At 63.7% G+C, this 9,979-nt stretch carries 10 protein-coding genes; 6 read left to right on the top strand and 4 right to left on the bottom strand.

All coding sequences use genetic code 11. The features are described 5' to 3' along the window. Positions 1 to 172: 172 nt before the first annotated feature. The 3 genes from ON44_RS18895 to ON44_RS18885 form a co-directional block, all read right to left on the bottom strand. Positions 173 to 661 (bottom strand): hypothetical protein, encoded by a 489-nt coding sequence (locus tag ON44_RS18895; RefSeq protein ID WP_083897980.1) that lies wholly within the window; start codon positions 659 to 661, stop codon positions 173 to 175. 265 nt (positions 662 to 926) lie between these two features. Next, a complete protein-coding gene (locus tag ON44_RS18890) occupies positions 927 to 1,772 on the bottom strand; it encodes a TetR/AcrR family transcriptional regulator (protein ID WP_245567224.1) in 846 nt (281 codons plus the stop codon). A 600-nt stretch (positions 1,773 to 2,372) separates the two neighbouring features. Beyond that, positions 2,373 to 3,026, bottom strand: a complete 654-nt coding sequence (locus tag ON44_RS18885; RefSeq protein WP_040691874.1) for a TetR/AcrR family transcriptional regulator — start codon at positions 3,024 to 3,026, stop codon at positions 2,373 to 2,375. 231 nt (positions 3,027 to 3,257) lie between these two features. Here ON44_RS18885 and ON44_RS18880 point away from each other — a divergent pair, with 231 nt between their 5' ends. Continuing rightward, a complete protein-coding gene (locus ON44_RS18880) occupies positions 3,258 to 4,103 on the top strand; it encodes a PucR family transcriptional regulator (RefSeq protein WP_051182187.1) in 846 nt (281 codons plus the stop codon). A gap of 439 nt (positions 4,104 to 4,542) precedes the next feature. Next, a complete protein-coding gene (locus ON44_RS18875; RefSeq protein WP_040691871.1) occupies positions 4,543 to 5,475 on the top strand; it encodes an SDR family NAD(P)-dependent oxidoreductase in 933 nt (310 codons plus the stop codon). A 634-nt stretch (positions 5,476 to 6,109) separates the two neighbouring features. On the opposite strand, the gene ON44_RS18870 is transcribed toward ON44_RS18875, so the two are convergent. After that, on the bottom strand, positions 6,110 to 6,724 hold the full coding sequence (locus ON44_RS18870) for a TetR/AcrR family transcriptional regulator (protein WP_085998565.1): 615 nt from the start codon (positions 6,722 to 6,724) through the stop codon (positions 6,110 to 6,112). Between the two features lie 98 nt (positions 6,725 to 6,822). On the opposite strand from ON44_RS18870, the gene ON44_RS18865 reads away from it, so the two are divergent. The 4 genes from ON44_RS18865 to ON44_RS18850 all read left to right on the top strand — a co-directional run. Continuing rightward, positions 6,823 to 7,716 carry a metal-dependent hydrolase gene (locus tag ON44_RS18865; protein ID WP_040691865.1) on the top strand — a complete coding sequence of 298 codons (894 nt, stop codon included), beginning with the start codon at positions 6,823 to 6,825 and terminating at the stop codon, positions 7,714 to 7,716. A gap of 14 nt (positions 7,717 to 7,730) precedes the next feature. Continuing rightward, positions 7,731 to 8,765, top strand: coding sequence for a PDR/VanB family oxidoreductase (locus ON44_RS18860; protein ID WP_083897981.1), 1,035 nt, complete (start codon positions 7,731 to 7,733; stop codon positions 8,763 to 8,765). Between the two features lie 26 nt (positions 8,766 to 8,791). Continuing rightward, positions 8,792 to 9,292, top strand: coding sequence for an SRPBCC family protein (locus ON44_RS18855; protein WP_040691858.1), 501 nt, complete (start codon positions 8,792 to 8,794; stop codon positions 9,290 to 9,292). Beyond that, positions 9,292 to 9,979, top strand: a 688-nt coding sequence (locus ON44_RS18850) for an aldehyde dehydrogenase family protein (protein WP_040691856.1), incomplete at its 3' end; no start/stop codon positions are given. The genes ON44_RS18855 and ON44_RS18850, both read left to right, overlap by 1 nt.

Raw genomic sequence — 9,979 nt, 5'->3', positions numbered from 1 at the left:
GCCGGTTTCCCCGGACCCGAGTCGATCGCCAAGGTCCAGAGACGAGGCCAGGTTTGCGACCATCGGCCGAAGGGCTGGTCGCACCGCCATACGGCAACGCCGCGATCGATACCGGGAAATCCCAGTGGGTTGTCGAGCACCGCAACCTGCTCGACTCGCGAAAACTGTTGTCTCATTTCCGACTCCGAGTGCAGCCGGCCAACGTAGAGGACGGTGGTCGCATCCTCGGGCGTGGCAGCCCGAAGTAGACGAATCCGCGATTGGGGCTGTAGACGTCGGGCCGATCGCGGTCGGAGAGTTGATCGAACACACTTGCCTGCCAATAGGTCTCGGCGATCACAACGGCATGCCTGCGATCTTCCGGACTCAAACCTCCGTAGGCAGTCTCGACGGCGCCGACCAGAGGTCGCCAGCCACTCATGCCGTAGATCCGCATGCGCGCGAATACTGCCCCGGCGCTTTCGGTGCCTTCCCGAAGCGACGACTGCGGCAGTGGGAGCACGTACACCAAGCTGAGGCCCACCGCCGTGGAAACGGCCGTTCCGATGATGGCGATCGCCGCGCTCTGCCGTTGAAACCCCTTCGCCGACAACCACACCGCACCTGCCGCGAACAGGGCGGGAAACAGTTCGGCAAGGAAGTACGGACGTGTGCCGGTCACGAGGACGAATGACACTTGCACGAGAAATACGACAACCAGGAAGCGGTGCGGCCGTAGGGCCGGGTCCCGCAGCAGCGCCGCTCTGCGCGACCGATTCCGCGAGTTCGGTATCCCCGCGACATTCGAAATGCGGCCGGTGGGAACTCATTCCTGGGGATATCGGCAGGACGATTTGCACAAATCCTGGCCGCTCTTCCGACAGGCACTGACCAGCTGAAACGGTCTGCGATGTGCTCGGCGTCGGCTACTCCTTCGCGGCCACACCCTAGCTGCGCCGCGAACCGCCGGGTTTCTTCACGCCTGTCGACTTCTTGGCACCAACCGACTTTGTCGCGGCAGTCGACTTCTTGGCGGCGGCCGTCTTCTTCGCGGCCGTCGTCTTCTTCGCGGCCGTCGTCTTCTTCGCGGCCGTCGACTTCTTCGCGGCCGTCGACTTCTTGACAGCGGCCGCCGTCGGCGCTGCGACGCCTCCCGTTCCGATTCCATGCAGGAGCAGCGGCACGATAGCTGAGCGCACGAAGGCCTCTACTTGCTTCTCATCGTCGAAGTCCACTCCCCCGACCGGGGTCAGCATGATCGAATGTGCAAGTCGTGCAAGAAGTTCCGCTACCGGGCCAGCATCGTAGGGCGGCAGCAATCCCCTTTCCTGACCGCGACGTGCGAACTCCATGATGTAGCTGATGCCCACCTCGACCAGCTGTTGCCCCCGCACGGTATAGAAGGCCAGCGCCTCCTCCGGCTCGACATTTATCAGCTGCGTCACGAACGGATGGGTTCTGATCGTCCGGATGAGCGCCAGCATCGTCTGTTCGATCTGCGCATCCACGCCGTCCTCCACAGAGCCGGCGGCGGTGATCTCGCCGAGCACACGGAGCAGCTCTCGCGTGAGCACCGCCTCTACCAGATTGTCCTTCGTGGTGAACCGACGGTAGATGGTGACGCGATTCAATCCGGCGCGACGCGCGATGTCGTCCAGGCTGGCACGCCGGATCCCCAGCTGCAGGATCCGGTCCAAGGCCGCGTCAAGGATCTTTTCCTCGGTCGGATCGCCGGGGGGCATGTGACGAAGCGATCTGGCTAGTTGCACTGAATCAAGGTACACACCGTCCATCTCACGATGGGGATCAACGCCGCAGACTACGGCATCGGGCAGCGGATACCAGCCGCGTCAACGTGTGCCGTGTACTGTCAGTGCCTCCTCCGTGCGGTCCCGCAACCTACCGTTGATCCATGACCACACCGAGGTGCGCGCGTTCCCCCGGTTGCCGGGGAGGCCACGCGCGATCAGCCGGTGGCCTGTCCCGCAGTCCCCGCGCAGGTTAGCCTACGTTTTCTCTGGCGGAGGGGGGTTGGCCCCCGACCAGCCCACCGTGCCAACTCCGACCCGGACGCCCCTGTGCGGCCGTACTGGAACCTGCAAATCCGTCGCGGTCGATAGTGAGCCGCGGCTCCGGCCTGCGCGCGTTGTCGCGCCGCCAGCTCTGGCGGTGATTCAGCCCGGCCGAGGTCCCGGGGCTCGGTGGATCACCGCCGACGAGATCAAGCGACATGGCCGATATGGTGGGCGGAGTCGCCGATGACGGCGGATTCCGCGCCGATCAGCGTGCGCAGGAAGGCTTCCTGGTCCCGATGCCCTTGTACCGCAGCACGTTTCACTCCGCTTGGGAGCAGCCGCGCCAACACACATGCGAACGGCCGCAGACCTCGAACGCTACGCGGAGCGACGGGGTGCCGGAGCGGAACTGTCGGATTCATACTCGCTCTCCCTCGAGCCGGTAACGATGCCGTGCTCGACCATCGGGACGATGGTGGCACGGACGAACTCACGCGCGGCAAGGTCGTTGCCGAAGTCCACGCCGGCGGCCGGTGTCAGCATGATCGAATGCGCAAGCCGGGCAATCAACTCCGCGACCGGACGGGCATCGTAGCGAGCGATCAGCTCCAACTCCTGTGCCTTCTCCAGCATCCCGGCGATGTACCGGATGCCGAGTGCCACCATCTCCTCACCCCGCACCGTATAGAAGCTCAATGCCTCTTCCGGTGCCACAGCAAGCAGCTGACCGACCAGCCTGTGCATGCGGGTCTGACACAGCACATGCAGCACGGCTTCCTCGATCTGCGTACCGACATCCTGCGTGGTCGTGGCGATCGCGGTAACCTCGGCGAGCATGTGCTCGGCCTCACGCTCGAGCACCGCCTCGACCAGGCTCTCCTTTCCAGAAAATCGCCGGTAGATGGTGGTTCTGTTGACGCTCGACTGCTTGGCGATGTCGTCCAGACTGCTACGCCGGATCCCCACCTGCAGGAACCGGTCCAGCGCGGCGTCCATGATCTTCTCCTCCAACGCGTCGCGACTCCTCGCCATGAACCGAAGATACTGACATCGGCACATCGATACAACAGTGAATCATATATTGATGCTTTGTTACATGCGCGTTATGGTGTTCGGCACCAGACGGATCGGCGTTGGGCAGCAGATGGACCGACGCTCGGAAGGCAGAGGTGGGCCGTGATGGGGTACTCGTTTCCCAGCGACACAGGCTTGGCGATACCACTGCCGGATGATGCCCACAGCCGACCTTCGACAGATGGACTGATGAACGCAGACAGTGACGACGGATCGACGATCTCCGATGTCGCCATTCATTTGAGGCGTCTGCGCGCCGCCTCCAGCGAAAAGTACAGCGCCGCAAGGGCATTGGGGGAGGTTCTGGTCGGCGGCCATCATCCCGGGGCGATCGCGAGGGCGGCAGGGATCACGATCGCTCAGCAATACGTGGTAATGGCGATCACGGTCCACCACAGTCCGACTCGTCCCGTTTCGGATCAGATCGCGACGGCAGCGACGGCCGACCGGATCAAACACCTCGAGACCGCACTGGCGTCGACATATGGCGAACGCGCTCTACCACTGCTGGGGCCTGATGGCGGCACGCTGGTCCTCGCCGACAACGACTTCGACGCGCAGGGTCCCCATGACCTGTTCACATTCTTGGTTCGGAACACCGGCGAACCGATCACCGCGACGGTTGTCCAGGCGACGGTGTCAGCGATCCCGCGTGCCACCGACCTTGCTCACGACCTGCTCGAGATCGTGCAGAGACTCGGTTATGGAGCACGGCTGTACGACTTCGACGACCTAGTGCTGGAATACCAGCTCACCCGGCCCGGACAAGCCAATGAACGCCTGCGGACGCTGCTGAGCCCGATCCTGGAGCATCGCGACCTCGTCGAAACCCTGCGCCAGCACATCGCCAACCACTTCAGCCGCCAGGCAACCGCACGCGCGCTCCATGTGCACAGCAACACCATCGACTACCGGCTGCGGCGAATCAAGGAACTCACCGGCATGGACCCGTACCAGACCACCGGCCTGTGGTACCTGCAGTCCGCGCTCATCGCGCACACGTACCACACTGCCGGTCCACGCATATCGAAATGACGCGTCATGACCTGCGCCAGGGCATCGAGGTACCGAAATCGAGTGCGATCAGGATCCGCTCGAGGATCTTGCCGGTCTCCTCGCGAAGCACAATCTCCACAACCCCTCGACGACAAAGGAATCCATGTCGCGAACGTAGCCATCAGCGTCTTCATCGATGCGACCGCACCCGAAGGCGTCCCGCACATCGCGCCGGAGCACCTGCGGACTAATTCAACGTTGTAGCGTTGGAAACCACAATTTCAGTTTGTTCAAACTAAAACTCAACCACGATTGCCGTGTGTTCATTCTTGAAGTTATAGTCGAGAGATCGCTCCCCGGAACCCGAGGGATCTCTCACAACTCTCGCGCCTTGCACGGGTCGTGTCGAAGGCTGCGACTGCGGACAGGCGGGGAACCTCTGACCGGACACCCGACCAACCCGGAAAGACATATTTCTATGGATGACAAATCCGATCGGATCATGGTGATGACCGGGGCTACCAGCGGGCTCGGTGCATACGCGCTGAACCGTCTCGCCCTCGCACCCGGCACCCGAGTCATAGTCGGTGCCCGCGGCAGCGAGTGGCAGGTGCCGGCGGGGGTCGAGGTCCTCCCACTGGACCTGGCATCGCTGGCCGATGTTCGCTCTTTCGCCGAGGCAGTCGCACGTCGCGTCGGCAATGCGCGCATCGACATCCTCGTGCTCAATGCGGGCGTGCAGACACCTACGGCCGATCGCCGAAGCGTCGACGGCTTCGAACTGACTTTCGCCGTGAACCACCTGGCCCACTATCTGCTCGTTCAGCTGCTATTGCCTCTCATGGCCGAATCTGGCCGCCTGGTGATCACCACAAGCAACCTGCACGAGTCGGCTCCGACGCCCTTCGATCCCGCGGCGCTGGCGCACCCGGACGGAAGTCGTCGACTATCGGGCATCCGCGCCTACTCAGCGTCGAAGCTGTGCAACCTGCTGACCGCACAAGCGATTTCCGCGCTCGATGAGACCGAAGCGCGCGCTCTAACGGTGATTGCGTACAACCCGGGAATGACCGAAGGCACGTCGCTGATGAACGAGCAGCCCAAGGTCGTGCGTGCGATTATGCAGTCCGCAGGCCCGATTTTCCGCCTGCTGGGAGCAGTGCGCCCCGGGCTCTACATGGCAACACCCGAACGTTCGGGCAATGTCCTCGCCGAACTGGCATCGGGTGCGGCGACTCCGCCCGCAGGAAAGATCTACGCCTCCTTGGTCAAGGGTGAACTCACGTTCCCGACGCCCTCCGACCTCGCACGCAGTAGCGATGCGCGCGACTTGCTCTGGCGCGAGAGCGCGGCCATGGTCGGTCTCCAGCCTGAACATGGCAAGACGTCGCCGACCCGCAGCGGCCGGTAGTCGACCGATCGAGCCCACACTGACCAGATGTCTCACGCATCACATCCACAAAGCATATGACACTGTTGCACCTCCGCTAAGATCGTGAAAGCGGAAGGCCCTTGCATCATCAGTACAGCCGCCCCAGCATGCGCGGAGCCGTATCGCGGACAGCCGAACTCCGAGCTGCCCTCTCCCTGATAGTCCGAAACCCGGCGTCCTGATCAACGACGAATCCGCGCCGAACGTCTGTGTGGCAGCAAGCCTGCGAACGCCACGGCCCAGGAGCGGCAATTCGCAGCGCGATGCGGCGCGAAAGTTGTTATTCGGCAGGAACATCGCACAGGGGATTGGAAATGACCGTCATCGCGCTACTGCTGATAACCCCAGCTCTCGCAGTCGTCGGCGCGTACGCCACTATCACTGTTGCATGCTGGTACGAAATCCGCTGCGCGCAACGCGGTTCGCCCACACCCGAAAACCCAACGGCATCAACGACGGGAGCAGCCGACGACGATTGAGGAGCCACTCCTCACCCCATCCGATCCAGGGGTGTATCGATAACGGCAATCGATCCGAAAGATGTTGGGACGAAAGCACGTTTACTCGGATACTGATCCACTACATCGCTGGGGCAACCGACCTTCACCAGGGATCAGCCTGCGATGATCGGTAGCAGATACGTTCTCGCGAATTCGGTGAGTTCGGGATCAGATTCGAGTCGCACGCCGCCGTCCGGGGCGAGGATCAGGGAGTGGACAACCCGGCAGATGACTTCCGCGCGGGTGAGCAGGTCCGGGGTTTCACGTAGTAATCCACGGGCGATCGCGCGCTCCAGTGCCGCGGCGGTCGTCGCGACCGACAGCGTGAAAACCGTTGCGCCGTCGGTGGTGAGCTTGGTGAGTACCCGTTCGGGTTCGATCACCAGCATGCGCTGCGCCATCGGGTGGTTGCGCCATTTGGTGAGTACGGTGACCAGGATGTCGGCAACCAGATCGCCGATATCGTCGTGCCGCTCGGCGATCCGCGCCACCTCGGCGAGCACCACGCTGACCTCGCGGCTGACCACCGCACGCACCAAGTCATCGCGCGAGCCGACGCGCCGGTAAACGGTAACGCGGTCCACCCCCGCTTGCCGGGCGACGTCCTCGATGGTCGTCTTCTTGACGCCGACCTTCTCGAACTGAACCAAGGCTGCGTCCAGGATGCGCGATTCGATGCTGTCGTCTGTGTCCTCCGGGCTCACCGATGGCGTTGACGTGGCTGACACGATCTCCACGCTAGCAATATCCCGACGTCGTGCAACATTCAGGAACAGAATGTAGCTGCAACATTGCAATATATTTTGTGGCTCTATACAGTCGGTACATGGCTGAGAAGGCTGGCGCGACGCGGCGCCCCTACCGCGACGAAGAGCATGCGATCAATGCCCGGGACGTTCATTTCGACTTCCACTCGGTCCCGATGCACTACATCCCCGACGAGGTCCTGGCGACCCACATCGTCAACGTGATGCATCTGGTACTGCCGGAGGGCGAGCGGGCGATGGCCCAATGCCTCGCGGAGGCGCTGCCGTTCATCGATGACGAGCGACTGCGAGAAGAAGTACAGGGCTTCATCGGCCAGGAATCCATGCATGCGGCCAGTCATGAGGGGGCCCGTCAACATCTGCAGTCGATCGGGCTGGACGTCGACTCCTACGTTTCCAAGATCGCGTGGCTGGTCGACCGTATCCTGGGCGGCCATGGACTCACCGGCCGCGGCCGACAGGAGTGGCTGAAGGAACGACTCGGACTGTTCGCCGGAATGGAACACTTCACCGCGGTGATCGGCGAGTGGCTGTTGAACGCGGACGTGCTCGAAGAACGTGGCATGCATCCAGCGATGCTGGACCTGGTCCGTTGGCACGGCGCGGAAGAAGTCGAGCATCGCAGCGTCGTATTCGACGCGTACATGCATGTGGATGGCAGTTACGCCCGCCGGGCACGCACCGCGATCCTCGCGACCGCCACGTTGCTGCCGCTGTTCATCGTCTCGACCGCCCACCTGTACCGGAAGGATCCGTCGGCGAACAAGGGCCGATTCTGGGGCCTGCAATTCGTCAGCGCCACCAAGCGCGGCGTAATCCCCAGCTGGACAACATTCTTTACCGAAATGCCACGGTATCTGCGTCCGGGCTTCCACCCGTCCCAGCTCGGCCCCATGGACAAGGCGCTGCGCTATCTTGCGCACTCCCCCGCAGCCCGGGCGGCGGGGCACTGATGGAAATCACGGCCATGACAAAGGAATTCACCCCACCTCCGAGCCTGCGGATGCTGGGGGCTGTCATCGACGCCTACAAGCAGGTCTTCGTCTCCGGACCTACCGCGGCAATATTGTCCAAATCGAATCCGGTGCGCCGCAATGGATTCAACCTGGATCTCGTCGTAGACCAGGTGACTGTGGAGGCGCAGGACGTGCGCTCCCTCACGCTGCGCGCGGCCGGTGCGTCGCTACCCTCGTGGCGGCCGGGCGCACACCTGGACGTCTTCCTGCCCTCGGGTCGACAACGGCAGTACTCGCTCTGCGGCGACCCGAGCGACCGGTCCTGTTACCGAATCGCGGTGCGGCGCATCGCCGACGGCGGCGGCGGGTCGATCGAGATGCACCGGGACGTGCACGTCGGCGACGTACTGCGGGTGCGCGGACCGCGCAACGCGTTCACCCTCGTCGAGGCGCCGTCGTACCTGTTCATCGCGGGTGGCATCGGAATCACCCCGATCCTGCCGATGGTCGAAGCCGCTGGATCGCGCGGGCACCTTGTATACCTCGGGCGGTCTCGGGCATCGATGCCATTCCTGGATGAACTGCCGGGTGCGGAGATCCGCCCGGACGACGAATTCGGGGTGCCTGATATCGCGGAGCTGATCGGACGCGCCGAACCCGGCGCGGCCGTGTACGTTTGCGGTCCCCCACCTGTGCTGGCCGCCGCCCAGCGCACCATGTTCACCGTCAACCCGAGCGGCTCGCTGCACACCGAACGCTTCTCCGCGCCACCGGTGACCGACGGCCGGGAATTCGACATCACTCTGGCGCGTACCGGGCGCACGATCCGGGTCGGCGCACAGGAGACCGCACTCGCCGCCATCCGACGCACGGTGCCCGATGCCGTCTACTCCTGCCAGCAAGGCTTCTGCGGCACCTGCAAGACCCGGGTACTGGCCGGAGACATCGAGCACCGTGACCTGACCCTGCCCGACACCGAACGCACCGACCACATGCTCACCTGTGTCTCCCGCGCATCGGGCGACGCACTGGTCCTCGACCTCTAGACCATTCGAAGGAACGAAAAACGTCCATGGCACAACGCTATGCACTCGCCGAATCCGACGACGACTTCGTCGCGACCGCCGCTCGACGCTACGAACACACTGTCGATATCGCGGCCGAGCCCACTGCCGTGTGGGCCGCTTTGACCGCAGACGACGCACTGGTGTCCTGGTCCGCGGTGATCAGCGGAGTGGAATGGACCGCACCGCGCCCGTTCGGCGTCGGCACCACCCGCACCGTCACCCTCGGCGGAGCAGTGCGACTGGACGAACGCTTCTACCGCTGGGACGAGGGCAAGCGGATGACCTTCACCGTCGACGCCGCGTCGATCCCCGGACTGCAACGCTTCGCCGAAGACATCGTGCTCGAACCCCATACCGAAGGCACCCACCTGAGGTGGACATTCGCTCTAGAAGGCACATCCGCAATGCGACCGCTACTCGCCTTGGCTGGTCCCGCCAACCGACTCGTCACCTCGACCATCGCCAACGGCACCGCCCGCCGGATCCGAACCCGAAAGGGGAACTGATGCCGAATATCACGAGACTCCCCGGCATCGAGACGGCTTCGACATTCGATGTCCATGATCCGGCGACCGGTGAAAAGGTCGGCAGCTACCCACTGTGTACCGCCGTCGATGTCGCGGCCGCGGTGGCCGTTGCCCACGACGCGGCGGACTGGTGGTCGGGGCTGGACTTCGCCGAGCGAGGCCGCCGCCTGGATCGCTGGCGGTCCGAAATCGCTTGTGGCCGTTATGAACTGGCGAGAACAATCCATCGGGAGATGGGCAAGCCGATCTCGGACGCCAAGCTCGAGATCGCGATGGCCCTCGAACATCTGCGCTGGGCCGCGCACAACGCCGAGAAGGTACTCGGTAAGCGTTCGGTACGGTCGAGTCTGCTGACCGTCAACCAGGCCGCCGAGGTCGAGTACCGCCCGTTCGGCGTGGTCGGGGTGATCGGGCCGTGGAACTATCCGGTGTTCACCCCGCTCGGCTCGATCTCGTTCGCACTCGCTGCGGGCAATGCGGTGGTGTTCAAGCCGAGCGAGTACACCCCTGGCGTCGGTGCCTGGCTGGCCGAGGCGTTCGAGCGGGCGGTGCCGGGAAAGGCCGTGCTACAGGTAGTCACCGGCCGCGGTGACACCGGTGCGGCCCTGTGCCGCAGCGATGTCGGCAAGATCGGATTCACAGGCTCGACCGCCACCGGCAAATTGG

The sequence above is a fragment of the Nocardia vinacea NBRC 16497 genome (assembly GCF_000308835.1).
Taxonomy (GTDB): domain Bacteria; phylum Actinomycetota; class Actinomycetes; order Mycobacteriales; family Mycobacteriaceae; genus Nocardia; species Nocardia vinacea.
This window is presented reverse-complemented; position numbering and strand designations above follow the sequence as displayed.

Bases quoted from the DNA above. Each gene is read 5' to 3' on its own strand.
- ON44_RS18875 (WP_040691871.1), top strand. From the start codon at position 4,543: ATGGATGACAAATCCGATCGGATCATGGTGATGACCGGGGCTACCAGC.
- ON44_RS18860 (WP_083897981.1), top strand. From the start codon at position 7,731: ATGACAAAGGAATTCACCCCACCTCCGAGCCTGCGGATGCTGGGGGCT.
- ON44_RS18880 (WP_051182187.1), top strand. From the start codon at position 3,258: ATGAACGCAGACAGTGACGACGGATCGACGATCTCCGATGTCGCCATT.
- ON44_RS18865 (WP_040691865.1), top strand. From the start codon at position 6,823: ATGGCTGAGAAGGCTGGCGCGACGCGGCGCCCCTACCGCGACGAAGAG.
- ON44_RS18885 (WP_040691874.1), bottom strand. From the start codon at position 3,026: ATGGCGAGGAGTCGCGACGCGTTGGAGGAGAAGATCATGGACGCCGCG.
- ON44_RS18890 (WP_245567224.1), bottom strand. From the start codon at position 1,772: ATGGACGGTGTGTACCTTGATTCAGTGCAACTAGCCAGATCGCTTCGT.
- ON44_RS18855 (WP_040691858.1), top strand. From the start codon at position 8,792: ATGGCACAACGCTATGCACTCGCCGAATCCGACGACGACTTCGTCGCG.